Raw genomic sequence first — 26369 nt, 5'->3', positions numbered from 1 at the left:
GTCAAACAATAAGGAAGGTAGTAATTATGACAACAGTCTATTCAATTGGTGAGGTTGCTAAACAATTTAATCTTTCAATCTCAACTATCCGTTATTATGACAAAGAGCATTTAATTCCAAATTTACAAAAAAATACAGCAGGTACCAGAATTTTCACACAAGAAAACTTGGACACCATTAATATCATTGAATGTTTAAAAAAATCAAATATGTCGATTAAGGACATTAAAACTTTCATTGAATGGTGTGAGACGGGGGATGAGACCCTCCAACAGCGCCTTAATATGTTCCAACAACTACAGCAATCAGTTCAAGGGCAAATGGCTGAACTCCAAAAAACACTAGATACCATTAACTATAAATGTCATTACTATACACAAGCAGTTGCCGATGGTACTGAAGAATACGTAAAAGCAGGTCACAATGTTTAAATTGCAACCTGCTTTTTTGTATGACTATAACTTTTTTAGCATAATTAAATCTCGTTGCGGGTCATCTCCTAATTGAAAGACATGATCACCAATTTGTTCAAAACCCAATTTATGATAAAACTTTAACGCTGCCGCATTATTTTCCCAAACCCCTAGCCAGATTTCACTTTTCCCATGATACTTAGCCACTTCGATAGCCTTTTGAAACAACTTAGTACCAAGTCCTTGGTGTTTAAACGCTTTGTTAACATAGATACGTTCAATTTCTAAAGCTGTTGGTCCTTGTGTTTCAGTTTGTGCTTGATTGATATTTAACTTCAAATAACCTAATATTTGCTGATTATCTTCCGCAAAGAAAAAGAAAGAATTAGGATCTGTTAATTCCTTAGTTAAAGGCTCATCCCCATATGCATGGTCCAAATAAGCTTTCATATTAGCAGCACTATTATCTGACCCAAACGTATCTAAAAATGTCTGACGACTTATTTTTTGTAGCTCAGGTAATTCTGATAATGTAATTTGTTTAATTGCAATCATGATAAAAGCTCCTATCAATTAACTAGTTAATTTAATACCAATAATACTAATTACCAACAATACTATGAAGAAAATAGTCATAGCTGATAATTGATCTTTAAAGATAAATACACCGACTATAATAGCGCCAACTGCACCAATACCAGTCCAAACGGGGTAGGCAATACTTAGGTTTAAATGCTTAGTAGCCTGTGCCAAGAAAAGAAAGCTAAATATCATTCCAACAACCGTCAAAATAGCAAAATTTAACTTGGTAAAACCATGACTTAATTTCATAGTTGTTGCCCAAAAAACCTCAAAAAGGCCAGCGATAAATAAATAAATCCAACTCATACGAGTCTCCTTTCAAATAAAAAAAGCAATTAATAACTCTCGCATTGGCCTAAGAGAGTTATTAATTGCTTGCACGTCCGGCGACGTCATTCGTAAATTATGAATCAAATTCTAACCTATATATAATTAAAATTCAAGATATAAGTTTAACCAAACTGAGAGCGAGACAAAAGTCGTTTTGAAGCCGGTGTGTAACGTGATTGCCGTAATTTTTGGCCGTAGCAACGCGAAGGACAAGGATTACGGTAATTGCGTTACATTGAGGCTTCAGACTTTTGGAACGCGTTTATGCTACTAAGCTTACAGGCTTATAATTAATGCATTTTATCCCAACCTCATTCCAATGAATTAGTGACTTTTACCGTCTGTTCTAGGCGGCCCATCCACCAACCAAGCCAAGTTCCTAATACTAATAAAGCTATTGCGAACAAGTAATGCCAAATGGTAAACCCAGTATAATCCAATGGTACAATCATAACGGTAGAAGCCATGACAATTCCAAAAATGGCATGGAATAATTTTGCATAAGCAACTTTAAACACGTACGCCATCACTTTTGCAAAGACTAAAACGATTACTAACAAACCGATAATCAATGGAACCAATACTGATAAATCACCCGTTTTAATCCCATCACTCATACCTTTATATAATCCAAGATAAATCAAAAAGTTTGATGGACTTAGCCCTGGAACTAATAAACCTAACCCAATTAAGCCACCTGATAATAACCAAGCACCCGTACTAGGCGTCATAGTTGAAAATAGGGGCTGTCCAAACCATAGGAATAGCAACATCAGTACTCCAGTAACAACCATGATACCAAGGTCAAATTTAGAGCGACCATGTTTACCAGCTTCTTGCCATAAGGTTGGTACCGTTCCCAGAATGGCACCAATGAAAAACCAACGTGCCACATTTTCTACTTCGCCCAACATAAAACTAATCACGAAGGAAAGTAGAAAAATACCAATTAAAGCGCCAATGCCAACTGGCAAAAAGAACAGAAAATTAGATTTAAAATTTTTAAATGGATTAGCCATGAATAATATCATACGTTCATATAACCCAAATACAGCAGCTAAAGCACCACCACTAATCCCTGGTAAAATAAATCCTGATCCAATTAATGCGCCCTTAACAGCACGGAAGATAGTATCTCCTGGTCGTTTTTGCATTGACGTTGCCCTCATTTCATTTATCACTTTATAAATATTTATGTTAATTCTCTCTATTATATCTGATAAAAGCTTATAATAAGTTAAAAAAGAGCTTTTTATTAACTTATTTTCTCAAAATTACTTCTTTAGATATTTGCTATAATAAATTAAAAATAAAATTCCATAGGGGGAGTAAAGTATGCCTTTAACTTATACACGTTTAGCTAAACCAGCAGACGTTGATGCGATTTTTAGCATTATTCAACAGGCCGTAGCTTATTTAGGCAGTCAAAATTCACCACAATGGCAAGGAAAAGCCGAACCAAAACGTGATGAATTTGTGCATGATATTCAAGAAGGTATTGTTTATGTTTTAATTCATGATCATGCTATTGCTGGTGTTGGTAAACTGGTTCCAGGCCCAGAACAAGCCTACGAAGATATCGATGGTTCATGGTCAGGTAACGAAAAACAATATATGACACTACATCGCATCGCCATCGATGCCAACGTTCGTGGACAAGGTTTAGCGCATAAACTAATCCATGACTTAGTGTTACTATCCTTAGATCATGGTTATCGAGATATCCGTATTGATACGCATAAAATTAATCAAGGTATGCAAAAAACGGTTAAAAAAGCCGGCTTCGAATATCGTGGTCATGTGCTAATGCCTGTACCAAATGGTGATCGATTGGCATTTCAATTATTATTAACTGATTAGATTTGTTACCATATCAAAAAGGTTGAGACAAAATGTCTCAACCTTTTTTTGTGCTAACCATTTCTAGAATCTTTTACAGCCTCTTTAAAACCTTCAATACAACTCATTACAAAATCATTAATTCCCGGAATCAAATATAAGACTAGGGCGACTACAATTAATAAACTAATTTTTCTTGGTATAACCTTATCTAATTGGTGCCAATCTATTTTAAACATAATAATAATTACAACTAACAATGCGGTGTCCGTGAAATATTCACTAATATCATAAATATTCACGTGAAATGACTCAATAATAATAAACAAAATGAATGCAATTAACACACTAATCATAATATTGCGTAAACTTCTTGCAATTTTTATCTGTGCATCAATTTTTTCTACCAAACTTTCATCATCCTTCATTAATTCATCTAATGAAATATTAAATAGACTACTCATCATCACAATATTAGTAATACTGGGTACCGCTTTATTTTGTTCCCACTTGGAAATTGATTGACGTGAAATATGTATTTGATCAGCCAATTCTTGTTGCGACCAATTCTTCTTCTCTCGTTGTACTTTTATTTTCGTCCCTAAATCCATAATGCCCATACCTCCATTGCTATTAACTTAACAAATTCTACCTAAATAACCTAGCACCTATTAGTTGCATCCCCGTCACAACAACATTTCCACAAAAAAAGTTGGCACAAAATATTTTGTACCAACTTAATATAATTATCTATTTAAGCTCATCATGTCGCTTAGACCACAAGCTATAACCACCAACTAATACAATAAAGAATAATATTGTCGTTATCACTGACCATCTTGTTGCACCATCAATTGTAAGGATTACCAATACAACAAGGAAGAACAAAATAGTAGCGTAACTAGTTGCTGGGAACCATGGCATTTTATATGGATTGTCTTTTGATGCCGTTGATTGCTTATATTTAATATGTGCAACCATAATCAAAATCCAAACAAAAATAAAACTCATCGTTGCGACACTCGTGATTAACGTGAAAATCTTTGAAGGGAAGAAGTAGTTCAACAAGACAACAACTAAAAAGACAATTGATGAAGCTAACATCCCCGTAACAGGTACCATATTTTTTGATACCTTTGCTAACGAATGTGGCGCTTGTCTATTCTTAGCCAACACATATAATGTACGTGATGTTGAGAAAATAGCAGAGTTCGCTGCTGACAATGCTGCCGTTAAAACAACGAAATTAATTAACGTTGCTGCAAACTTAATTCCTAAACCGGCAAAGACTTGAACAAAGGGAGATTGTGTCGTATCAATTTGATTCCAAGGATAAACTGACATGATAATGCCAATCGCACCAACATAAAACAAACCAATTCTGATAGGAACTGAATTAATAGCCTTTGGTAAATCACGCTCTGGCTTTTCAGTCTCACCAGCAGTCAAACCAACCATTTCAATCCCAGTGAAGGCGAAGATAACCATTGGAAATGCCATGATAAATCCTTGCCAACCAGTCGCAAAAAAGCCACCATGTGAAACCAAGTTTGAAAAGCTAGCCGTATTCCCACCAGTATGGAAACCAGTCAAAATCAAACCGATACCAACAACAATCAAAGCCAAAATAGCAAAGACTTTAATCGATGCAAACCATGATTCTAACTCACCGAACCATTTCACATTAATTAAATTAAACGTTACAAGTACAACAATCACAATCAGTGGTGTCACCCATTGCGGTAAAGTTGGGAACCAATAACGTAGATAAATACCACTCGCTGTTAAATCTGCCATGGCTAAACTTGACCAACTTAACCAGTAAGCCCAACCAATCGCAAATTCCCACTTATCACCTAGATAAATTCTAACAAAATCAATAAATGATCGAATTTTTGTATTAGATAATAATAATTCACCAACTGCACGCATCATTAAATATGCAAACAGCCCAGTAATCGCATAAGCCAAAATTAGGGAAGGTCCTGCTGCTTTAATAGCCGAACCCGAACCCAGAAATAGCCCTGTTCCAATCGCACCACCAATGGCAATCATCTGCACATGGCGTGCCTTGAGTCCACGTGATAGCTCACGTTCCGAATCGTTATTCATAATATATACCTCACTGCATGAGGACAAAAAAATGTCCCCATGCCAAATTAAATTTGACATAGGGACGTTTGATAACGCGGTTCCACCCTAATTCTTAGCCAATGACTAAGCCACTTAATTACAGGTAATTTTCATCTCTCCAAAAGCGCCATTACTAGTTTACAATCATTTGCTTTCATCAACCGCAAATTTTCTAACATCATGTATTTTACTAGTAACCTCTTTTTTCATTGAGATTGGAATTAGTAGGGTTAATTATGTGCCGTTTAACGGTAATAGTCAAGACAATATTATCTAACTTTCGCAACCAAAGACTCAAAATGTTTAACATCTTTCGTTTCACCAACTACTGTTAAAACATCCCCAACTTGAATAATTTCATCAGGTTCCGGCGTAATAACAACTCGATCTTCTGAACGAATTGAAATAATCGTTAAACCGTAGCGCTTACGAACATCAAGCTCTGCGATTTCTTTATTTGCAAATCGCAAATTACCAATTTTAATTTCACCAAGTGAATGTTTATCACCTAAATCAATAAAATTAAGTAAGTTTGGTGTCATCAATTGTTCAGCTAGCCGATGTGCCATTTCACTTTCTGGACGTACTACTTGATCCGCACCAACTTTGTCTAGCACACGTGCATGTAAATTATTCTCAGCTTTAGCAACAACGTGACGAACGCCCAAATCCTTCAATAGAATAGTCGTCAAAATTGACGCTTGTTGATTATGACCTATCGCAACAACGACGTGGTCAAAACTAGCCAAATCAAGATCACGTAGTGCGTCTTCATCCTGTGCGTCAGCAATTACGGCATGGGTTGCGATATCCATGTAGCTCTCTACTAAATTTGGATCTTTATCAATGACCAAAACTTCTTGATCAGCATCAATTAATGACTCTAATAACGAGCTACCAAAACGGCCCAAGCCAATGATTGCATACGTCTGTTTCATATCCATAACCCCTTAATTTTTCTTCTACTTATTCTATCACTAATCATATTTAAACTGTGATAACAACTGCTGCTTGATAAACCTAAAAATAAGCTTTAAAATTAGCTATGTTCAATTGTGAACATTTCTTGAATTTTCTTGGAATTCCCATATATTGGACAAAATCAAACTTTTTATAAGGAGTTATCGTACAACTATGAGTACTTTTTCACGAACTGCGACATTGTTTTCAACAGTTGCATTGGGAAGTATGCTGACAGCTTCAACGGTATCAAGTGTTGACACCGTTATTCACGCTGCTGAAACGACCCAAACTACTGCTCAAAAGCAAAGTTATAAGTTGCAAATTTTGCAAGGGGATAAAGACGCTACCTCAACAGCTTCTCAATTCTATTTGAACACGATTTCATTAGAAAAGTTAGCTAATGGTAACTATTATGCCTACCTAACATCTAACACCCCAGTTAATTTAGGGGATGAACCAATTTCTAGTAAGGATACCCAACACCAAGTAACAAAAATGGGTACCACACAAACAAACGGTTATAACCAAACCGTTTATCGAATGAGTTTGTCAGCTAGCGAATTAGCAAGTGGTCAACCAATCAAGACGAATATTCACGTTAATATTCCAATGATGAATTATGATCACGACTATACAATTCGTCTAGCTGTCCAAGGATTCAAGCCTGAAACTGCTGCCAGCTCACAGAGCACTTCTAGCACTTCTAGCGTTTCTAGTGCTTCAACTACCAACAGCTCATCATCAGTAGCACCAAGTTCAAGTGTTGTTACTAGTTCAAAAACTGAGTCATCTGTTGAAAATAGCGCTTCACAAAGCACTGAAAACAGCACAGTATCATCAACTGATACATCTAAATCAACTGTTTCAAAAACTGAGTCATCACAAGATAATTCACAGCAAGCAGCTAGTGACACAGCCGCATCAACAGTTGATAATTCAAAAACTGCTAAAAGTGCAGTAACCACACGTGAAGCTCTAGCTGGAACAGAAGTCAAGATGAGTGCTGATCAAGGCATGGATCGCTTCTTAAAGCCTTCTGCTCATATTGATATCAAAGGGGAGTCAACTGATGTCACATTAAGCTTTAACAGCGATAAAGTGATTAGCATGATTCCTTATATGATTTTTGATGGTCAGAAGAAGGAAGTAACAAGTCAAAACATCACTTTTACTATTCCTACTAAGGATTTAACACCTGATAAAGATGGCAATGTCAAAATTGTATCAACAACTCACGTGGATGCAATGGGTCATGTCATGAACTACCCATCAAACTTGACTTTCAATGTTAGTCAATTAATGCCTGCACAAAAGACATTCAAAACTGGCGACTACCAAATTGCAGTTAGTCCTGACAGTAAAATGGATCGTTTCTTTGCGCCAAAGTTCAATGTTAAGGTTGGCGATGTTACCAGTGTTGTAACGGTTGCTTACCGAGACCCAAGCATGGCAGCAATGATTCCAAATGTTACATTTGATGGTCAAAAGAAAGATCTAAATGGTAAAACTACGGTCGACTTTACTATTCCAACCAAGGATTTGATGCCCGACAAGGATGGTAATGTCAAAATTGCATCAAGCACTCATGTGGATGCAATGGGCCATGTCATGGATTATCCATCAGGCATAACATTTAACATGAATCCTGCACTGGTTAACCCAGTTAATGATAAACCTGAGCAATCATCTAGTTCATCATCAGAAACATCAGCAAAACCTGACAAAGACATCTTGCAAGACGGCACTTATTCAATTAATTATAATGTCTACAAGTCAGGTACTACTGATGATTCAACGATGGCAAACTACATGACGCAATCAGCTAAGATAACTGTTAAGAAAGGAGAGGCAACCATTGACTTTGCAACTAAGAATGAAGCAATGTCAATGATGAAAGAATTTTCTATTAACGGCGCTAAGGCACAAGCCAAAGGCGATTCTTGGATTGTAAAGCTACCGGTTAAAGATTTAGCTAAGACAGCTACTGCGCAAATGACTATTGAAGTACCACAAATCAACTTCACAGAAAAGCCTAGTGCAGATATTGTCTTTGATATGAAGAGCATTAAAAACTTGGATAACAGTGGTAGTTCATCATCAAGTTCTAGTGCTACTAGTTCAAGCAAACCAACAACACCAGCTAAACCTGATATTGAAAATGACGGTAAATACGCTATAGACTATAAAGTTTACAAGTCTGACACTACCGAAGGTTCAGCAATGGCTAATTATATGACGTCATCAGCTAAGGTAACGGTTAAAAAGGGCCAAGCAACCATTGATTTCGCAACAAAGAATGCTGCAATGTCAATGATGCAAAAATTCTCTGTTAATGGCGTTAAAGCTGAAGCCAAAGGTGATTCTTGGATTGTGACATTACCAGCTAAGGACTTGAAGAAGACTCTAACTGCCCAGATGACTATTTTTGTTGCCGCTATCAATTTCACAGAAACACCTAGTGCAGACATTAGCTTTGACATGGAGAGCCTTGAAGCATTAGATAATGATGGTGGTGCATCATCAAGTTCTAGTGCTGCTTCTTCAAGCAAGCCTAGTTCAAGTTCTTCTAGCGCTTCTTCTTCAAGTAATACTGGTACAAAGCCTATTAAAGGCAACAAAAAGTTAAGTCTTAAGAATAACGGCATTTACAGCATCAACTACCGTGTTTACAAAACCGGTACGCACACAAAATCAACGATGCAACAATACATGACAGCTTCAGCAAATATTCTAGTTAACGACGGCAAAGCTACCGTCAAGTTTGCTACTAAGAATGGTGCAATGTCATTGATGAAGGCTTTCTCAATTAATGGGGTTACTGCTCATAAAAATGGCAATGCTTGGCAAGTAACACTACCTGTATCTTCACTTTACCAAACAATGAAAGCACATATGACTATTTTCGTTCCTGCCATTAATTTCACGGAACATCCCGATGCCGATATTGTCTTTGATTTGAGTAGTCTTAAAAATAGCAATGCTAAAGCTACTGATTTTACCAAAACTAAAACAGACAATACGACACCAAGCGGTGTAAATGGGGCAGTTTCATTACCAACTGGTCATCAAAACGCCATCAGAAATGCCGTTTTGCATCAACTAACCATTTTGCATGGTAATAACAACAGCACATCTGTTGCTGCGCAATATTTCTTGCCTACTATTCAATTAGTTCACAATGCTAATGGATCATACACTGGATATATCACAACGCACACGCCTGTTATGATGGGCCGTAACCCAATTTCATTTATTGATGGTGCACATCAAGTACATCTTGTAAGTACTATCAAAACTGGTAATTACTATCAATCAACGTATCGACTAGCATTATCAGAAAACGAAATTAAAGCGCCAATTGCAACACGTATCCATGTTCAATTTACCGCACCACTTAACTACAATCACACATATACGATTCGTCTAGTTATTGGTCGCATATTAAATAACGCTAGTGAAGCAACACAGCCACAAACTGGTCTACCTGATGCTTCTGGTCTTACAACTAGTCCATTAGATTCTGATGTTTCACGTGGAACATTTGCTACTGACTTTAATTCGGATACTATCACCGGTGCATCATTTACGCCTTTAGATAGTGCAAATACTAACTCTCAAAATGACGATCAAAAGCAAGACAATGCGAAAAACGACAATAAAGACAAGTCACATGCCAAGAAAAACAGTGATACAACGCAAGTAGCTAAAGATGCTCAAGCTGATGCTAAGAGCAATAACACAATACAACGTAATGTATTAATTGTTGCTGGTGGTATTTTAGCTGCTGCATTGGGTTACGTTGGTGTCGCCCTTTTGACTAATTTCTTTAAGATGAGGTAGGCAAATGTTCAATAATAAATATCTTCGGTCGCTTCTTGGATTGTTCGCGTTAGTTCTTTGCATGTTTGGTATGCAAACAGCTGTTCATGCAGAATCTTATACGGTTCCTATGCAGGTATTGGAAAATGGTACGTCTAACACTTCTTATGCAGCTGCATACTTTTCACATTCTGCGACAGTTACACCAAACGGTAACAATACTTATACCGTAACGTCGACTGTTACAACTGGGAAAGATCTTGGTAACTATCCTGTCCAAGTACTAAACATTGATGGTGCTGGTGCAAATGTTTCACGTGGTGAGTCTGGTAATTCGCAGACCATTACGTATAGTTTCGTCACATCAAACTTAAGTGCCCGTCATAATGCAGCAATTAAAGTTGACGTTAATAGTATTAATTATCATCACAACTACATTGTTGGTTTAGTATTAGATGCTTCTAAAGTACCCGCCGCAACCGCAGCTAGTTCTTCAAGCAAGCCTGCAGCATCTTCTTCTAGTCAACAAGTTAGTTCACAACCAAGCAGTTCATCTGTTACGACAAGTAGTGCAAGTGAATCAATAACTAGTTCAAGTTCGCAAAGTAATGAAACTGACACTAGTGTTGCAAGTAGTAAATCTTCATCTTCTGCCAAAGTAACTTCAAAGTCAGAATCTAAGACACAAGTTGCTGAAGAGAAACATGCAGAACAAGGTAAGCAATTACCAGTTGTTGCCATCGTTGGTGGTGGTTTAGCTTTAGGTATCATTCTTGGTCTTGTGTTTAATTTGAAGAAAAAGAAGTAAGTTACGATGCGAAAACAACAAAAAATATTAACGATTTTATTAGTCGTTTTATTAATAATTAGCGTTGGCTGGATTTGGTTGATGATGCGTCCTACTCAAGAAAACGCAACAACTGAGCGTATTGTTGCGACAACGAATGCGCAAGTTCAGGTATTCAACAAATTAGATGTGCCTTTAGCTGGTGTTGCAACACCAGGTAATAAACAGACATTGCCAAAACAATATCGTGATTTACCAAAGGTTGGTAACCACGTTGCACCTAATCTTGAAAAAATTGGACAATTGAAGCCCGATTTAGTTTATCTAGATGCTGCAATTGCTGATGACTATCAACAAAAATTAGATAGTGATAACATTAAGCATCAACAATTGAACTTTAATAAGCTAACCGATTTACAGTCGGCTATTACAAAACTTGGCACGACATACCATAAAGAAAGTGCAGGTAAGAAATTAAATGCACAGTTAGATGTGCCGACTAAACATCCTAAAAATCGACCTAATGTTTTGCTATTGATGGGGATGCCTGGTGGTTCATTCCTTGTTGGTACCAAAAATAGTTACGTAGGGGATTTAATTAATCGCGCTGGCGGTCATGTCGTGGGTTCAGGATCAAGTCCATTTGTTGCAATGAATGCTGAACAAATTGCACAAGCTAAGCCGACCGTTATTATTACAATGGCGCATGCTATGCCAAAGAGTGTCTTTAAAAACTTTGATAGTTTATTCAAACAATCTAATTGGCAAAGCATCCCCGCTGTCCAACAAGGTAAGATTTATCATGCTAATGAACCAACCTTTAGCATGACAGCTAACCTCAACGCACCAGATGCTTATAAACAGATTCAAACTTGGTTGAACAAGTAGGAGGGATAATGCAAAAATATTATCGTTTTATATTAGCTGGGTTGGTTCTTATAAGCGTAGTTATTGCATTACTAGTTGGTAGCACAACAATTAGTCTCACTTCGGTTTTACAAGGGCAACATGATGCCTGGCAATTAATTCTTAATTACCGCCTACCACGTATTTTAGTGGCTACTATCGGTGGTGCCTTAATCGGCGTCAGTGGTTTGCTACTACAAGTTGTATTACGTAATCATTTAGTTGATACCTCAATCTTGGGAATTATGAACGGAAGCCAATTTTTATTAATGGCCGTTCTTGTTATCATCCCCAGTGTACTCAACTTTAATGTCATCGTTGGTGGGCTTACCGGTATTTTACTAACAATCGCTTGGTTCGTAGTTTCACCTAAGCATCAAGCACCGTTACGCCTTGTTTTGTTAGGAATCGCAACGGCGATGACTTTTCAAGCCTTAACTAACATTGCTAGTGAGGGACTTGGCGTACCGCTACCGACATTAAGCACAGTAGATTGGTCACAAGTTATGCAATTAGTAATTATGACCATTTTAGGTTGCTTATTACTCATCATAGTTTGGCCAAACTTGAAATACTTCGCTTTGCCAACACGTCAGGTAAAATTACTAGGTATTGCTGAACAAAAAACAACCTGGTTTGTTTTACTTGCAGTTGGTCTATGGACTGGTGCCTTAACAAGTTTGATTGGTATTGTCTTCTTCTTAGGTGCGATTTTGCCAGAAATTTCACGCTTCATGAGTCCGAACAAAAAAAGTCAGCATTTAATTTGGCCAACCGCATTGTGGGGAAGCCTACTACTGCTAAATGCTGACACAATTGCTCGAACGATTTTAGCACCGAAAGAACTACCAACAAGCGCTATTCTGTTAGTTATCAGTGGTCCGTTATTCGCGCTGATGTTAATAAAAGGAGGTTATCATGCTCGACATTAATCACTTGTCATTTAACCGTGATAATCATCAATTATTTGACGATCTCTCAGTACAATTACCTGATCACCAAATCACAGCGCTTATCGGTCCAAATGGTGTTGGTAAATCAACGTTAATTCAGCTGTTAACTGGCGAATTATTGCCAACGACAGGGACAATTCAAAATCGTCCACAACGAATTGCATTGCTTTCACAGCACAATCAATTATTTGAACCGCTAACCGTTCGCGAACTATTAACATTAGCGGATGACAAATTAGATCAAGAAGTTATTAAAACTTTACAACTTGATACTTTACTTGATAAAGAAATGCCTGCATTATCAGGTGGTCAACAACAACTCGCTTGGTTAGGATTTGTCTTACAACAACAACCTGATTTGTTGATTTTAGATGAACCAACAACGTTTTTAGACTTGCATTTTCAAGAGTTATTCTTAAAAACGCTCCAACAGTTGCAAGAAAAGCGTCAAACAACAGTGTTAATGGTACTTCATGATTTAAATCAAGCCTTTCGTTATAGCCAACATATCTGGTTGCTACAACCAACAGGTGAATTAGTGAGTGCTCCGGCAGTTCAGATGCATAACCAAGTAGATTTACTTTCTAACGCATTTAACACACCCTTACAGCTCATTCAAACGGCTGATCAAGTAATTCTTCAGCCTAAGTAAAAAAGCAGTCCTGGATAAAAATTATCCAGGGCTGCTTTTTTATTAACTTATTTTTCTAGTGACGTTAAATATTCATGACTTGCCAGCATTTCTTTACAATTCTGCTGATCTGCTAAATTAATTTCATAAATACGACTTGCTTGTGGATTTAATTCATTTAAAACACGTTGCCAATCAACTAAGCCTTTGCCAAGTGTTAGACTATCATGACGTTGTCCCATTGAATCTACCAAATGATAGTGCTTAATTTGCGATTTAAGATGATGCAAACTAGCTATAAGGGCATCGTTATTACCATGAACTGAAATAAAGGTATGACTCACATCACATGCCAAAGGGAGGTCAGCAGCAATAATCCGATTTTCAAATTCAGCATCCCCATACGAATAAACAGGTGATGTACCATTTTCAAAAACCACATTATCCGGTGCAATTTCGCGCAATTGATCCATTCTTTCAAATACAACATCTTGCGCTTTAGATACTGTCGACCAATTTGCAACAATTTTAGGCACATTATTTTTATAAGCACCATGAATAAGTGCATAAGCATCGACATCTTGTGCCAATTTAATTAACTGCGTAGCGCTCTGCATCACAAAATCGTGTAATGCTGAATTAACCGCCGCATTCGTGTACAATTCACAGCGTTGACCGTGCCATTTCATCGGATGATGAAAAACAATATGCGGTACTTGATCACTCACATAAGAAACCATCTTAATAAAATGTTGCCAACCTGCCGCTGTAAAATCCGTGTCTTCCAAATGAAATTCAAAGACATCTGGTTGATACTGTAGGCGATCATCAATTTGTGCTTTATTCGTACTTGCCTTCAAACCTAATTGCATCATACCACCCCCCTGTAGAAACAAGTATACGCTGTTTAAATCTAACGTTCACTAAAATATGTAATAGCAAAATAAAACAGGCAAGAAAATAATATGATTTTCTTACCTGCTCTTTAATTTACAATTATTCAAAATATGATTTCCAAGCTGTGTTAATGTTATCACGCTTAGTCTCATTACCCCAGAATGGTACTTTTACCACACCTAGGACTTTGTCATCATCAACAAATCCCCAATAACGAGAATCATTTGAAACACTACGGTGATCACCTAGCACAAAGTACTTACCGGCAGGGACCTTAATCGTTTTATCGCCTTCCCAACCTTGACGATTTCCTAATTGTGCCAATGAATTCCAATTACCAACATCATTGATTGTATTAGTTGCTGTTTGTTCAGATTCTGAAATGTAATCTTGGTTAACAGTTTTACCGTTAACTTTAATAACACCATTAGCTGCACTCACAGTATCACCAGGCATACCAATAACACGCTTTACGTAGTCTTTCTTTTCTGTTGCTGAAGGATCTTCACCGTGGGCATCAAAGACAATTACACTACCACGATGAATTTTTGAAGTTTCAAGCTTATCAGTTCGAAAAACAAAAACTCGTTCATTACTTGTTAAATTAGGCTCCATCGAAGACCCATCAACTTTAACCATTGTAAACCAATAGGCCCTTATCCCAGCAGCAACTAGCAATCCTACTAAGATAGGAATCACCCAAGACATTATTTCACGAAATGCTTTCATGGGTACGCTCCTTATAAAAATTATTATTAATGTTTAATTTTAACATAATTCATACAATAGGGTTCGAAAATTAAAAATAGGTTAAGCTATTTTCTTGATAATTGCGAAAAAAAAGAATCAAGATTATTAATCTTGATTCTGATATTCAAATTAACGCTTATGTTTACGAACAGCTTTACGAATTGCTCGTTGCTTAGCACGTTCTGCTTCTTTCTTAGCTTCACGTTCACGTCGAATTTCAAATGGATTTTGAATCGTCCAAGTTTGTGCCACTTGGAACGCATTTGAAATCACCCAGTAAAGTGATAGGGCAGACGGTACGGAAATAGCAAAGATGAAAATCATAACTGGCATAATGTATGTCATTGATGTCGTCATACCATTCTTTTCAGGTTGACCCATCATTACCAAATATGAAGAAGCAAATGTAAACAATGCTGCCAAAATTGGCAAGATAAAGTACGGATCACGTTCTCCCAGTTGTGCCCAGAAGAAAGTACCCGTTTCCAATACATTAGTCGTACGAATTGCTGTATACAATGCAATCAAGATTGGCATTTGAACAATAAGTGGAATAAAACTAGCAAATGGATTAACACCTGCGTCTTTATACAACTTTTTTTGCTCAGCTTGCATCGCTTGCATTGTTTCAGGATCACGACTTGAATATTTTTGTTGTAACTTCTTTAGTTCTGGAGCAATTTCTTGCATCTTACGCATTGAACCCGTTTGATAAACCATCAAAGGCAAAATCAATAAACGAATCAATACAGTAAAGACAATAATTCCAAAGCCATAGTTATTACCAAACCAGGCTGATACTCCTAAAATAGAACGCGAGAAGTTAGCAATGATAATACCACGCCAAAATCCATCCCCAGATACTTGGCCATCATACATCACGGCCGCTACAATCATAATGATTAATGCGACTAAGGCTGTAATTGCCGAACGCATGGTAAACATTTTTTTAGCAGTCTGCATTCGTTTTCTCCATATATAGTATATTTTTATTCAGCTTCTTCATCGACAAAAACATTTGCCAACTTAAAAACATGTTCTAAATTCTTTTTGATGATCGCCATGTCTTGATCATGTGCTGCTGGTCGCGCAATAACTAAAATATCAATATCCGAACGCATTTTGGGCTTAAATTCCAAAACACTTTGACGAATACGACGCTTAACCCACACACGCTCATGACCACGCAAACCCACTTTTTTAGAAATTGAAATTCCCAAACGGAAGTGGGTAGGTTGTTCACGCGTCATTGTGTAAACAATAAACATTTTATTTGCGACCGAGTGATGCTGCTCAAAAACTAATTGAAAATCAGCTTCTTTTTTTACACGGTAACTCTTACGCATTTGTTTTTGCTCCAAATTTTTTTATGACAAAAGAAAACGCATGAATCAGCCAAAATAGCCGACTCATGCGCGATCATTATCAGTAATCCTAATAAAAGGCCTGACCTAATTAGGCTGACAATACCTTGCGGCCCTTTTGGCGGCGACGTGCTAGCACCTTGCGACCGTTGCTAGTGCTCATGCGCTTACGGAAACCATGTACACGTTCACGGTGACGCTTCTTAGGTTGGTATGTACGCTTCATATGAATACACCTCCCATTCGTAGTTAGATTTGGCCTGCGGTTGGCATGGCCAAACCACAATTCGTATTCAATTGTACCATTACCACCTAATCAAATCAAGAATATTAGCTACTTAACCTCATTTTAATTCATAAATAATTATCAATAATATTGTTTCTTAAAAAAATCTTTAACATTTATAAAACTCTTATTTCACCAAAAGTTTTCCAGAATCTAACAGAACGTTATGTTAATAAAAACAGGTAATGTAACAGAGCGTTATGTGAGTTTTCCCCATAATCCACAGTTTATCCACATGTTCCACATATTGGTAAAACTATATGCATTTTACCCTGTGGAAATGTGCATAACTCTTATAAACCTGATTATACCAAACCTAGCTTGTTAACAACTGCTTGTAAATTTCTCGTTTTTCCCCTAAGTTATCCACATTTTCCAGAATTTACTCAAAAATTTGTTTCACATCCGGTTGATAACTAAGATTTAGATTTCCACAGCATGTTAATATCCCATTTTGTTATCTAAAAACGCCCAAATCGTTGCTATTACTGGTATATTCCTTGTGGAAAACTTATCCACATACTGCTAAAATGTAATTTGATGAACTAGGCTACTTAGGCTACTTATGAAAATAGGCTCAGCTAACGTCCTGTGGAAAACCCACAAAAAAGATATCTTAATCCTTAAAGGAGGTTGCCAAATGGATCCGATCCAACTTTGGAATGCCATCAAAGATGAACTACGGAAATCAATTTCGCAGGGATTCTCGTTTAACAATTACGTGGATACACTAAAACCACTGCAATTAGTAGAAAACGAAAACAATACCGTCACTTTACAATTGGCAACTACCTATGAACAAGTTGCATCAGAATGGTTAGATACAAATAGTTCTTACTACCAAGCTTTTATGCAAGCTGCCATGACGGCAACACTGAATCTAACTGGTAAACCAACATTTATTATTCCTTCTGTTACTTATGTTTCACCACAACCAACATCTTTATTTGATCTACCAGAAGATGAAGCGAGTGAAACAACACCTCACCAGAACAACGCAAGTTTAGCTTCAGAATTTGTCACACAATCAATTTTGAATCCCGAATTTCGTTTTGAAACGTTTGTCTCATCTGATGAAAATCGTGAAGCTTATGCTGTTGCGCAGGCCGTTGCGGACAAACCTGGTACACAATGGAATCCACTATTAATTTATGGTGGTGTTGGTCTGGGAAAAACTCATTTAATGCAAGCAATTGGTAACAAAGTTTTGGAACGCACACCAAATGCTAACGTTAAATTTATTACAACTGAGGACTTTATCAATGATTTTACCGAGGCTTTACGTCGCGGACAAAAGGAAACTGAAGCCTTCAAGCGTGAGTATCGATCAACTGATTTATTGATGGTAGACGATGTCCAATTCTTAGCTGGTAAAGAAAAAATCCAAGAAGAATTCTTCAATACCTTCAATGCCATCACACGTGAAAACCATCAAATTGTTTTAACATCTGATAAATTGCCTAAAGAAATTCCAGGATTAGAGATGCGTTTGGTTACACGTTTTGGTCAAGGTTATTCAGCTAATATTACTAAGCCTGATTTACCAACACGTGTCGCTATTTTAAGAAACAAATCCGATCTTGAAAATCTAAGCATTCCAAACGACGTCATTGATGAAATTGCTGCAGCCGTTGATACAAATGTCCGTGATTTGGAAGGGGTATTTAATCAAGTTGTAGGAAAAATGCGTTTTTCAAACGTACCAATTACAGTTGAAACTGCGCGGACAATCTTAGAAACAATGAATTTCAAACGTCAACGCGCTATTACTATTCCATTAATTCAAGAAGCCGTTGCTAACTTTTTCAATGTCACTGTTCAAGACTTAAATGGTAAAAAACGAAACAAAGAAATCGTAGTACCACGACAAATCGCCATGTACATTGCCCGTGAGCTAACACAAGACTCACTACCACAAATTGGACGAGCATTTGGCGGCAAAGATCATACAACAGTAATGCATTCAACTGAAAAAATTGAAAATGCAATCGAAAATGATAGTATTTTAGCTGAACAAGTTCAAAAAATTCGTGAAGAATTGAGCAACGGATAACGATAACACTTGTGAATAAATGGTAAAATGATATAAAGTTATCCACAAGCTTATATACATAGACCATTTATTGGTGTATTGGTATATGCAAGAGTTTTCCACAGTATTCACACCCCTTATTATTATTATTATCTTTTTATTTATAATTAAATAAGGCATTACGCACGTCATAATTATGTTTTTGTACATTGAGGAGATCTAATGGAATTTACAATTAATCGAGCTGCTTTTATCAAAGCAATGAATAACGTTAATCGAGCTATTTCATCACGAACATCTATGACTATTTTGCAAGGAATTAAATTAGTTCTTGATGAAACAGGTCTTACATTAACTGGATCAAATACAGATATTTCAATTGAAATACTAATTCCAGTTAATGATGACGAAGCAAATCTACAAATTATTGAATCAGGAGCAATTGTTCTACCAGCAAGTTTCTTTTCAAATATTGTTAAGCGTCTACCAGGTGAAACATTTAAACTAACAAACACAGCTGGTTTACAAACTAATATTAAATCTGAAAATGCAGAATTTGATATTAATGGGCAGGATGCTAGTGCATACCCACATTTGCCAGAAATTGAAGTTAGAAATAACTTAACTTTGGCTGCTGATACCTTAAATGAAATTATTGGTCAAACCGTAATTGCGGTTTCTAAGCAATTAAGCCAACCAATTTTAACAGGGGTTCACTTTATTTTAGCTAGCGGTAATTTAACGGCAGTTGCAACTGATCGTCACCGTTTGGCACAACGAACAGTTGGTTTTGAAGATTCAGATGTAAATGCTGATATTATCGTACCGGGTACTTCATTATCACAATTACAAGCAATGTTAGATGAAGTTGAAAAAGTAGATGTACGTGTCGCTGAAAACCAAGTTATTTTCCAATTAGGAGAAAACACAACTTTCTATTCACGACTATTAGAAGGAAATTATCCTGATGCATCACGTCTAATTCCAACTGAAAAACGAACAACTTTAACTATCAATGCGCATGACTTGTTGCAAACAATTGAACGTGCAGCTTTGCTTAGTCATGAAGGACGTTCAAATGTTATTCAATTTGCAATTACGAGTGAGAAGTCTTTGATTTCATCAAATTCACCAGAAATTGGTCGCGTTGAAGAACAAATTTTTGCTGCTGAAACGGCGGGGGATGATTTGACGATTTCATTTAACCCAGATTACATGCGTGAAGCACTTCGTTCATTTGGTGATGAGCAAATTCAAATTGGATTTAAAACGGCTTTAGATCCATTTACATTGGTACCAACAAATAACGAAACAAACTTTATTCAACTTATTACACCAGTTCGAACTTACTAAAAACACGGCAAAAGCCGAAAACTGCTATTTTACGAAGAAAAAGCAGTTTTCGGCTTTTTTATTTAAAAGTAAGCAAACAACCTGAGACGGGCTATAACGCCTTATAGAGATTGTAGAAAGTTAAAAAAAAGCGTATAATGAATTTAATATGAATTCGTGTAGATATCGTTATTTTTAGCGGTAGAAAGGACTAAAACATTGGCAACAGAAGTGCAAATTCAAGCCCCCTTTATTACGTTAGGGCAATTGTTAAAAGAAGAGAGCGTCATTGCAACTGGTGGTCAGGCAAAGTGGTATTTGCGTGAAAATACCGTCTTGGTAAATGAAGAGCCTGATGACCGTCGTGGTCGTAAATTATATCCAGGAGACATTGTGGCAATTCCATCAGGAGACCGCTTTGTTATTAATGGAACAGGTGCTAGTGCAAACTAATGGAATTATTGTCGTTAGAACTAAACAATTTTCGGAATTATGAATCGTTAGATGTCACTTTTTCGTCTGGTGTGAATGTCTTTTTAGGACCAAACGCTCAGGGTAAGACCAATTTATTGGAAGCCATTTATGTTTTAGCTTTAACTCGTTCACATCGTACGTCATCCGATAAAGAATTAATTGGTTGGCAAGCAAAAGAAGCGCGTGTTGCCGGAACGGTAGCACGACAATATAGTAATGTTCCACTATCGTTAAAACTTACTAATAAGGGTAAAAAAGCACGAATTAACCATTTAGATCAAGCTAAATTAGCTAATTATATTGGGCAACTTAATGTTATTTTATTTGCACCAGAAGATTTAGATTTAGTTAAAGGCTCGCCGACAATCAGGCGTCAATTTATTGATCGTGAATTTAGTCAAATGAGTGCTAAATACTTATATATCGCAAACCAATATAAGGGTGTTTTAAAACAACGCAATCGTTATTTAAAGCAATTGCAGAGTAAACAAGCAACAGACAAATTATATTTGGATGTTTTGACAGAGCAATTAGTTAATTTTGGTAGTGAATTGATTATGCGACGTAAGAATTTAATTGAAAAATTAAATAATGCTGCACAACCAATTCAGGCTGCCATTACACAAGATAATGAACAGTTGCAGGTTCATTATGTTTCACAACTTGATGTTGATCATTTGCAGGACGTAACTTTAATCAAACAAGAAATGTTAACGCGCTTTGAGCGATTACGTGAACGTGAGATTATCATGGGGACAACTTTATTGGGACCTCATCGTGATGATTTGAGTTTTGAAGTTAATAATCATGACGTTGCTAGTTTTGGTTCGCAAGGCCAACAAAGAACAACTGCATTAGCAATTAAGTTAGCCGAAATTGATTTGATGAAAGAAGAAACAGGAGAATATCCTGTTTTGTTATTGGATGATGTCCTTTCTGAATTAGATAGTAACCGTCAAACGCATTTATTAGCTGCTATGCAAGATAAGGTACAGACGTTTATTACAACGCCTTCATTGAGTGATGTAGCACGGCAATTGATTCATGAACCAAAAGTATTTCATGTTGATTCAGGACATTTAGTAGAAGCTGAGAATGTTGCAAAAGAGAATACTAGTGAAAATAACTAGTCGTTAAGTTTAAGGAGGGAATCATGGCTGAAGAAGATGTTTCACAAATGCATACGCAAGCAGACGCCTATGACGCCAGTCAAATTCAAGTTTTAGAAGGATTAGAGGCGGTTCGTAAGCGACCTGGTATGTATATTGGTTCGACATCAAGTCAAGGACTACACCATCTTGTATGGGAAATTGTCGATAATGGTATCGATGAGGCTTTGGCAGGATTTGCGGATCATATTACAGTAACTATTGAAAAAGATAATTCAATTACGGTTATTGATAACGGTCGTGGTATCCCCGTAGATATTCAAGCAAAGACTGGTAAGTCAGCGCTTGAAACAGTCTTTACGATTTTACACGCTGGTGGAAAATTCGGCGGTGGCGGTTATAAAGTTTCTGGAGGACTTCACGGTGTGGGGGCTTCAGTTGTTAATGCGCTATCAACGAGTTTGGATGTTTTGGTTGTTCGTGATGGTAAAGGTTATGCAATGGACTTTGAGCGTGGTCATGTTAAAACAAACATGCACGAAGTTCCAGTAGATAATGAACCTGTTTCACGTGGAACAATTGTTCATTTTGCACCAGATCCAGATATTTTCCGTGAAACAACAGTATTTGATTACAAGACATTGATGAATCGTGTTCGTGAATTGGCTTTCTTGAATAAAGGTTTACGTATTTCAATTACTGATATGCGTCCGGATGAGCCGATTGTTGAGTCATTCCACTATGAAGGTGGTATCAAAGAATATGTTAAGTTCTTAAACATCAATAAGGATGTCATTTTCGAAGAACCTATTTATGTTGAGGGAATGGAAAATGATATTGCTGTAGAAGTGTCATTGCAGTATACGGATGATTTCCACAGTAATCTATTGTCATTTACTAACAACATTCACACATATGAAGGTGGAACTCACGAAACAGGATTTAAGTCAGCTTTGACACGTGTTATTAATGATTATGCACGCAAGAATAAGCTACTAAAAGACAGTGATGATGCACTTTCTGGGGATGATGTTCGTGAAGGTTTAACAGCAATTGTTTCTGTTAAGCACCCAGACCCACAATTTGAGGGTCAAACAAAGACCAAGCTAGGTAATTCTGATGCTCGTACGGCAGTTGATCGTATGTTCTCAGATACTTTTGCCCGCTTTATGATGGAAAACCCAACAATTGCTAAGCAAGTTGTTGAAAAGGGAATCCTTGCAGGTAAAGCGCGTATGGCTGCAAAGCGTGCGCGTGAAGCAACACGTAAGAAGTCTGGACTAGAGATTGCTAACTTGCCTGGTAAATTGGCTGATAACACGTCAAAAGATCCTGAAATTTCTGAACTATTTATCGTCGAGGGTGATTCAGCCGGTGGTTCTGCTAAGCAAGGACGTGAACGTTTAACTCAGGCCATTTTGCCTATTCGTGGGAAAATTTTGAACGTTGAAAAAGCATCAATGGAAAAGATTTTAGCCAATGAAGAAATTCGTTCATTGTTTACAGCAATGGGAACAGGATTTGGTGCAGAATTTGATGTTACAAAGGCAAAATATCATAAATTGATTATTATGACCGATGCCGATGTCGATGGTGCTCATATCCGTACATTGTTGCTAACGCTAATTTATCGTTATATGCGTCCATTGTTAGAAGCAGGCTACATTTACATTGCTCAGCCACCACTATATCAAGTACGTCAGGGTAAGTATGTTCAGTATTTGGATGCGGATGAGGAATTAGATGCGTTGTTGCCAACATTGCCAGCTTCTCCAAAACCAGTTATCCAACGATACAAGGGACTTGGTGAGATGGATGCCAGCCAATTATGGGAAACAACGATGGATCCATCCGTACGTCGTTTGCTACGTGTTGAAATGGATGATGCCATTGAGGCAGATCAAATCTTCTCAATGCTTATGGGTGATAAGGTTGAACCTCGTCGTAAGTTTATTGAAGAGAATGCACAATACGCTGAATTAGACGTTTAAGTTCATTACTGTGTAAACATTTAAAGTAAGAGAAAGGAAATCAAATGGCTGAAGAAGAACAAAAAAACAGCCGCATTAAGCCTGCCAAACTTGGCGAGCAAATGCGAACATCTTTCTTGGATTATGCCATGTCAGTTATTGTGGCACGTGCGTTACCTGATGTGCGCGATGGGTTGAAACCAGTTCATCGTCGTATTTTGTATGGGATGAATGAATTAGGGGTTACACCTGATAAGCAACATAAGAAGTCAGCACGTATTGTTGGGGATGTTATGGGAAAGTACCACCCACACGGAGACTCAGCAATCTATGATTCAATGGTTCGTATGGCACAAGACTTTTCATATCGTTATATGTTAGTCGACGGTCACGGAAACTTTGGATCAGTCGATGGTGACCCAGCTGCCGCTATGCGTTATACCGAAGCACGTTTGAGTAAAATTTCTACTGAAATGTTGCGTGATATCAATAAAGATACAATTGATTTCCAGGATAATTATGATGGTACTGATCGTGAACCGGTTGTTTTGCCAGCACGTTTTCCTAATTTGCTAGTCAATGGTGCTAATGGAATTGCCGTTGGAATGGCAACTAATATTCCACCGCACAATTTAGGTGAAGTAATTTCAGGTCTTCATATGTTGATGAAGAACCCTGATATTACGGTTGCTGAGTTGATGGAAGCAATTCCAGGACCAGATTTCCCAACTGGTGCAATAGTGATGGGTAAATCTGGTATTCGTAAAGCTTACGAAACTGGAAAAGGTGTCGTAACCGTCCGTGCAAAGACGGAAATTGAAACTGAAAAATCTGGAAAAGAACACATTATCGTCAATGAGTTGCCTTACATGGTTAACAAGGCTAAATTAATTGAGCGTATTGCTGAATTAGGTCGTGATAAGCGTATTGAAGGTATTACTGGTGTTAATGATGAGTCTGACCAAGAAGGAACACGAATTGCAATTGAGATTCGTCGTGACGTATCAGCATCAGTTGTGCTAAACAATTTGTACAAGAATACCTTGATGCAAACTGGCTTTAGTTTCAACATGTTGGCAGTTGAAGATGGTCGTCCAAAGCTACTAAGTCTAAAAGAGATGTTGGTTGCATATTTGGATCATCAACAAAAGGTCGTTCGTCGTCGTACTGAATTTGATTTGCGTAAGGCGCAAGCGCGTGCTCACATTTTGGAAGGATTGCGAATTGCGCTTGATCATATTGATGCAATTATTACAATTATTCGTCAATCACAAACATCAGAAATTGCTAAGCAAAAGTTGATGTCAGATTACGCTTTGTCAGATAAACAATCACAAGCTATCTTGGATATGCGTTTGGTTCGTTTAACTGGTTTGGAACGCGATAAGATTGAAAAAGAATATCAAGGTTTGTTGGCTTCAATTACTGACTTCAAGGATATTTTGGCTAAGCCAGAAAGAATTGATGAAATCATCTATACTGAATTACTTGAAATTCAAGATAAATTTGGGGATGCTCGTCGTACTGAATTGCAAATCGGTGACGTAACCAGCATTGAAGATGAAGATTTGATTGAAGAAGAAGACATTATTGTGTCACTAACACATGCTGGATATATTAAGCGTATGCCACAAGCTGACTTCCGCGCACAAAACCGTGGTGGTCGTGGTATTCAAGGTATGGGTGTTAACAATGATGACTTCATCGATGAACTAATTGGTACATCAACACACGATACCCTATTGTTCTTTACTAATTCAGGTAAAGTTTACAAGATGAAGGGTTATGAGATACCTGAATATGGTCGTACTGCTAAGGGAATCCCAGTAGTTAACTTGTTAGGTATTGAGAGTGGTGAGAGTATTCAAGCTATTATCAATGTCCGTGGTGATGCTGCCGAAAGTGAGGACTACCTATTCTTTACGACGCGCAAAGGTGTTGTAAAGCGGACACCAGTTAATGAATTTGGTAATATTCGTACCCATGGTTTGAAGGCAATTAACCTTCACGATGGGGATGAATTGATTAACGTATTGATTACTGATGATTCACAAAATATTATTATCGGTACTCATGGTGGATATGCCGTTTCATTTAATAGTCAAGCAGTCCGTTCAATGGGACGTTCAGCTGCAGGAGTTCGTGGTATTACGCTTCGTCCAGATGATTACGTAGTTGGTGCACAAGTGCTCACTCAAAATGGCCATGTTTTGATTATTACTGAGAATGGTTATGGTAAGCAAACACCTGTTGATCAATACCCAATTAAGGGTCGTGGTGGTAAAGGTATCAAGACCGCTCAAGTTACTGAAAAGAACGGACCATTAGCTGGTTTGAAGGTTGTTGATGGTAGTGAGGATATCATGTTGACCACTAACAAAGGGGTTATGATTCGCTTCACTGTTGATTCAATTTCTGAAACAGGTCGTGCAACACAAGGTGTACGTGTTATCCGTTTGGATGATGGGTCTTCGGTATCAACTTTTGCTAAGGTTGAACACGTCGTTCCTGAAGAGGAGACAGCGTCAGCGGAAAATGCAGATGAAACAAATTCTGATAATTTGCCAACGGCGCCTGAAGATGGTGAACAACCAAGTGAAGTTGCTGAATTATTGCAACGCGCAGAAGACGATGAAGAAAAGTAAATATTAATAAGCAGTTTTGCATGAATTTGATCTGCTTATTGTAAAAGGAGGCTAGAATGTTGTGTTCCGGCCTCCTTTTTAGCTGTTTGTAGGATTAGTTTGTATTAGAACGACGCCTTAATAGCAAATTGCAGTGAAAGAAATAATTTCTAGT

General features: G+C 37.3%; 24 protein-coding genes. 13 read left to right on the top strand and 11 right to left on the bottom strand.

The window, feature by feature from the left end:
- Positions 1-26 precede the first annotated feature (26 nt).
- The gene (locus GA0061074_RS02360) at positions 27-431 is read left to right on the top strand and encodes a MerR family transcriptional regulator (RefSeq protein WP_092461508.1); all 405 of its coding nucleotides are present in this window, start codon (positions 27-29) and stop codon (positions 429-431) included.
- A gap of 24 nt (positions 432-455) precedes the next feature.
- On the opposite strand, the gene GA0061074_RS02355 is transcribed toward GA0061074_RS02360, so the two are convergent.
- From GA0061074_RS02355 to GA0061074_RS02345, 3 genes are all read right to left on the bottom strand, one after another.
- Positions 456-968, bottom strand: coding sequence for a GNAT family N-acetyltransferase (locus tag GA0061074_RS02355; RefSeq protein WP_174855271.1), 513 nt, complete (start codon positions 966-968; stop codon positions 456-458).
- A gap of 18 nt (positions 969-986) precedes the next feature.
- Entirely contained in the window at positions 987-1301 is a 315-nt protein-coding gene (locus tag GA0061074_RS02350; protein ID WP_092461507.1) for a DMT family transporter, read from the bottom strand.
- Between the two features lie 335 nt (positions 1302-1636).
- Positions 1637-2494, bottom strand: a complete 858-nt coding sequence (locus GA0061074_RS02345) for a DUF368 domain-containing protein (RefSeq protein ID WP_472981114.1) — start codon at positions 2492-2494, stop codon at positions 1637-1639.
- A 166-nt stretch (positions 2495-2660) separates the two neighbouring features.
- On the opposite strand from GA0061074_RS02345, the gene GA0061074_RS02340 reads away from it, so the two are divergent.
- Positions 2661-3185, top strand: a complete 525-nt coding sequence (locus GA0061074_RS02340; protein WP_092461505.1) for a GNAT family N-acetyltransferase — start codon at positions 2661-2663, stop codon at positions 3183-3185.
- Positions 3186-3238: 53 nt separating this feature from the next.
- Here the strand turns inward: GA0061074_RS02340 and GA0061074_RS02335 are convergent, their stop codons facing one another.
- The 3 genes from GA0061074_RS02335 to GA0061074_RS02325 all read right to left on the bottom strand — a co-directional run bounded on the left by GA0061074_RS02335 (position 3239) and on the right by GA0061074_RS02325 (position 6235).
- A complete protein-coding gene (locus tag GA0061074_RS02335) occupies positions 3239-3775 on the bottom strand; it encodes a helix-turn-helix domain-containing protein (RefSeq protein ID WP_092461504.1) in 537 nt (178 codons plus the stop codon).
- A 139-nt stretch (positions 3776-3914) separates the two neighbouring features.
- On the bottom strand, positions 3915-5276 hold the full coding sequence (locus tag GA0061074_RS02330; RefSeq protein ID WP_092461503.1) for an amino acid permease: 1362 nt from the start codon (positions 5274-5276) through the stop codon (positions 3915-3917).
- A 290-nt stretch (positions 5277-5566) separates the two neighbouring features.
- The gene (locus tag GA0061074_RS02325) at positions 5567-6235 is read right to left on the bottom strand and encodes a potassium channel family protein (RefSeq protein WP_092461502.1); all 669 of its coding nucleotides are present in this window, start codon (positions 6233-6235) and stop codon (positions 5567-5569) included.
- Positions 6236-6431: 196 nt separating this feature from the next.
- Between GA0061074_RS02325 and GA0061074_RS02320 the strand changes: the two genes are divergently transcribed.
- Genes GA0061074_RS02320 through GA0061074_RS02300 form a run of 5 tightly spaced genes read left to right on the top strand, consistent with a single transcriptional unit; the run spans position 6432 to position 13377 of the window.
- On the top strand, positions 6432-10100 hold the full coding sequence (locus tag GA0061074_RS02320) for an NEAT domain-containing protein (RefSeq protein WP_092461501.1): 3669 nt from the start codon (positions 6432-6434) through the stop codon (positions 10098-10100).
- A gap of 4 nt (positions 10101-10104) precedes the next feature.
- Positions 10105-10887 (top strand): NEAT domain-containing protein, encoded by a 783-nt coding sequence (locus tag GA0061074_RS02315; RefSeq protein ID WP_092461500.1) that lies wholly within the window; start codon positions 10105-10107, stop codon positions 10885-10887.
- A 6-nt stretch (positions 10888-10893) separates the two neighbouring features.
- Positions 10894-11754, top strand: coding sequence for an ABC transporter substrate-binding protein (locus tag GA0061074_RS02310; protein ID WP_092461499.1), 861 nt, complete (start codon positions 10894-10896; stop codon positions 11752-11754).
- Positions 11755-11762: 8 nt separating this feature from the next.
- The gene (locus GA0061074_RS02305) at positions 11763-12704 is read left to right on the top strand and encodes an iron ABC transporter permease (protein ID WP_092461498.1); all 942 of its coding nucleotides are present in this window, start codon (positions 11763-11765) and stop codon (positions 12702-12704) included.
- Entirely contained in the window at positions 12691-13377 is a 687-nt protein-coding gene (locus GA0061074_RS02300; RefSeq protein WP_092461497.1) for an ABC transporter ATP-binding protein, read from the top strand. Before GA0061074_RS02305 ends, GA0061074_RS02300 begins: the two co-directional genes overlap by 14 nt.
- 47 nt (positions 13378-13424) lie before the next feature.
- Here the strand turns inward: GA0061074_RS02300 and GA0061074_RS02295 are convergent, their stop codons facing one another.
- The 5 genes from GA0061074_RS02295 to rpmH form a co-directional block, all read right to left on the bottom strand.
- Entirely contained in the window at positions 13425-14228 is an 804-nt protein-coding gene (locus GA0061074_RS02295) for a TIM barrel protein (RefSeq protein ID WP_092461496.1), read from the bottom strand.
- A gap of 124 nt (positions 14229-14352) precedes the next feature.
- Positions 14353-14982: a signal peptidase I gene (lepB, locus tag GA0061074_RS02290; protein WP_092461495.1), complete on the bottom strand. Its 630-nt coding sequence runs from the start codon at positions 14980-14982 to the stop codon at positions 14353-14355.
- A gap of 150 nt (positions 14983-15132) precedes the next feature.
- A complete protein-coding gene (locus tag GA0061074_RS02285) occupies positions 15133-15966 on the bottom strand; it encodes a YidC/Oxa1 family membrane protein insertase (RefSeq protein WP_092461494.1) in 834 nt (277 codons plus the stop codon).
- Between the two features lie 26 nt (positions 15967-15992).
- Positions 15993-16349: a ribonuclease P protein component gene (gene rnpA, locus GA0061074_RS02280; protein ID WP_092461493.1), complete on the bottom strand. Its 357-nt coding sequence runs from the start codon at positions 16347-16349 to the stop codon at positions 15993-15995.
- 109 nt (positions 16350-16458) lie between these two features.
- Positions 16459-16593 (bottom strand): 50S ribosomal protein L34, encoded by a 135-nt coding sequence (gene rpmH / locus GA0061074_RS02275; protein WP_002828338.1) that lies wholly within the window; start codon positions 16591-16593, stop codon positions 16459-16461.
- A 700-nt stretch (positions 16594-17293) separates the two neighbouring features.
- Between rpmH and dnaA the strand changes: the two genes are divergently transcribed.
- From dnaA to gyrA, 6 genes are all read left to right on the top strand, one after another.
- Positions 17294-18706, top strand: coding sequence for a chromosomal replication initiator protein DnaA (gene dnaA / locus GA0061074_RS02270; protein ID WP_092461492.1), 1413 nt, complete (start codon positions 17294-17296; stop codon positions 18704-18706).
- A gap of 201 nt (positions 18707-18907) precedes the next feature.
- Entirely contained in the window at positions 18908-20038 is a 1131-nt protein-coding gene (dnaN, locus tag GA0061074_RS02265) for a DNA polymerase III subunit beta (protein WP_092461491.1), read from the top strand.
- Between the two features lie 198 nt (positions 20039-20236).
- Positions 20237-20470 carry a S4 domain-containing protein YaaA gene (yaaA, locus tag GA0061074_RS02260; RefSeq protein ID WP_092461490.1) on the top strand — a complete coding sequence of 78 codons (234 nt, stop codon included), beginning with the start codon at positions 20237-20239 and terminating at the stop codon, positions 20468-20470.
- Complete coding sequence (recF, locus tag GA0061074_RS02255) at positions 20470-21621, top strand: DNA replication/repair protein RecF (protein WP_092461489.1); 1152 nt, start codon at positions 20470-20472, stop codon at positions 21619-21621. The genes yaaA and recF overlap by 1 nt, the downstream gene beginning before the upstream one ends.
- A 23-nt stretch (positions 21622-21644) precedes the next feature.
- Positions 21645-23591 (top strand): DNA topoisomerase (ATP-hydrolyzing) subunit B, encoded by a 1947-nt coding sequence (gene gyrB, locus GA0061074_RS02250; protein ID WP_092461488.1) that lies wholly within the window; start codon positions 21645-21647, stop codon positions 23589-23591.
- 44 nt (positions 23592-23635) lie between these two features.
- Positions 23636-26215: a DNA gyrase subunit A gene (gyrA, locus tag GA0061074_RS02245; protein ID WP_092461487.1), complete on the top strand. Its 2580-nt coding sequence runs from the start codon at positions 23636-23638 to the stop codon at positions 26213-26215.
- Positions 26216-26369: the final 154 nt, after the last annotated feature.

The organism is Weissella bombi, assembly GCF_900094835.1.
Taxonomy (GTDB): Bacteria; Bacillota; Bacilli; order Lactobacillales; family Lactobacillaceae; genus Weissella; species Weissella bombi.
The sequence above is the reverse complement of the archived record's forward strand: the minus strand, read 5'-3'. Positions and strand labels throughout refer to the sequence as shown.

What these genes read in the sequence shown, in the direction of transcription:
- GA0061074_RS02360 (WP_092461508.1), top strand. Translation starts at nt 27, where the DNA reads ATGACAACAGTCTATTCAATTGGTGAGGTTGCTAAACAATTTAATCTT.
- GA0061074_RS02355 (WP_174855271.1), bottom strand. Translation starts at nt 968, where the DNA reads ATGATTGCAATTAAACAAATTACATTATCAGAATTACCTGAGCTACAA.
- GA0061074_RS02350 (WP_092461507.1), bottom strand. Translation starts at nt 1,301, where the DNA reads ATGAGTTGGATTTATTTATTTATCGCTGGCCTTTTTGAGGTTTTTTGG.
- GA0061074_RS02345 (WP_472981114.1), bottom strand. Translation starts at nt 2,494, where the DNA reads ATGAGGGCAACGTCAATGCAAAAACGACCAGGAGATACTATCTTCCGT.
- GA0061074_RS02340 (WP_092461505.1), top strand. Translation starts at nt 2,661, where the DNA reads ATGCCTTTAACTTATACACGTTTAGCTAAACCAGCAGACGTTGATGCG.
- GA0061074_RS02335 (WP_092461504.1), bottom strand. Translation starts at nt 3,775, where the DNA reads ATGGATTTAGGGACGAAAATAAAAGTACAACGAGAGAAGAAGAATTGG.
- GA0061074_RS02330 (WP_092461503.1), bottom strand. Translation starts at nt 5,276, where the DNA reads ATGAATAACGATTCGGAACGTGAGCTATCACGTGGACTCAAGGCACGC.
- GA0061074_RS02325 (WP_092461502.1), bottom strand. Translation starts at nt 6,235, where the DNA reads ATGAAACAGACGTATGCAATCATTGGCTTGGGCCGTTTTGGTAGCTCG.
- GA0061074_RS02320 (WP_092461501.1), top strand. Translation starts at nt 6,432, where the DNA reads ATGAGTACTTTTTCACGAACTGCGACATTGTTTTCAACAGTTGCATTG.
- GA0061074_RS02315 (WP_092461500.1), top strand. Translation starts at nt 10,105, where the DNA reads ATGTTCAATAATAAATATCTTCGGTCGCTTCTTGGATTGTTCGCGTTA.
- GA0061074_RS02310 (WP_092461499.1), top strand. Translation starts at nt 10,894, where the DNA reads ATGCGAAAACAACAAAAAATATTAACGATTTTATTAGTCGTTTTATTA.
- GA0061074_RS02305 (WP_092461498.1), top strand. Translation starts at nt 11,763, where the DNA reads ATGCAAAAATATTATCGTTTTATATTAGCTGGGTTGGTTCTTATAAGC.
- GA0061074_RS02300 (WP_092461497.1), top strand. Translation starts at nt 12,691, where the DNA reads ATGCTCGACATTAATCACTTGTCATTTAACCGTGATAATCATCAATTA.
- GA0061074_RS02295 (WP_092461496.1), bottom strand. Translation starts at nt 14,228, where the DNA reads ATGCAATTAGGTTTGAAGGCAAGTACGAATAAAGCACAAATTGATGAT.
- lepB (WP_092461495.1), bottom strand. Translation starts at nt 14,982, where the DNA reads ATGAAAGCATTTCGTGAAATAATGTCTTGGGTGATTCCTATCTTAGTA.
- GA0061074_RS02285 (WP_092461494.1), bottom strand. Translation starts at nt 15,966, where the DNA reads ATGCAGACTGCTAAAAAAATGTTTACCATGCGTTCGGCAATTACAGCC.
- rnpA (WP_092461493.1), bottom strand. Translation starts at nt 16,349, where the DNA reads ATGCGTAAGAGTTACCGTGTAAAAAAAGAAGCTGATTTTCAATTAGTT.
- rpmH (WP_002828338.1), bottom strand. Translation starts at nt 16,593, where the DNA reads ATGAAGCGTACATACCAACCTAAGAAGCGTCACCGTGAACGTGTACAT.
- dnaA (WP_092461492.1), top strand. Translation starts at nt 17,294, where the DNA reads ATGGATCCGATCCAACTTTGGAATGCCATCAAAGATGAACTACGGAAA.
- dnaN (WP_092461491.1), top strand. Translation starts at nt 18,908, where the DNA reads ATGGAATTTACAATTAATCGAGCTGCTTTTATCAAAGCAATGAATAAC.
- recF (WP_092461489.1), top strand. Translation starts at nt 20,470, where the DNA reads ATGGAATTATTGTCGTTAGAACTAAACAATTTTCGGAATTATGAATCG.
- gyrB (WP_092461488.1), top strand. Translation starts at nt 21,645, where the DNA reads ATGGCTGAAGAAGATGTTTCACAAATGCATACGCAAGCAGACGCCTAT.
- gyrA (WP_092461487.1), top strand. Translation starts at nt 23,636, where the DNA reads ATGGCTGAAGAAGAACAAAAAAACAGCCGCATTAAGCCTGCCAAACTT.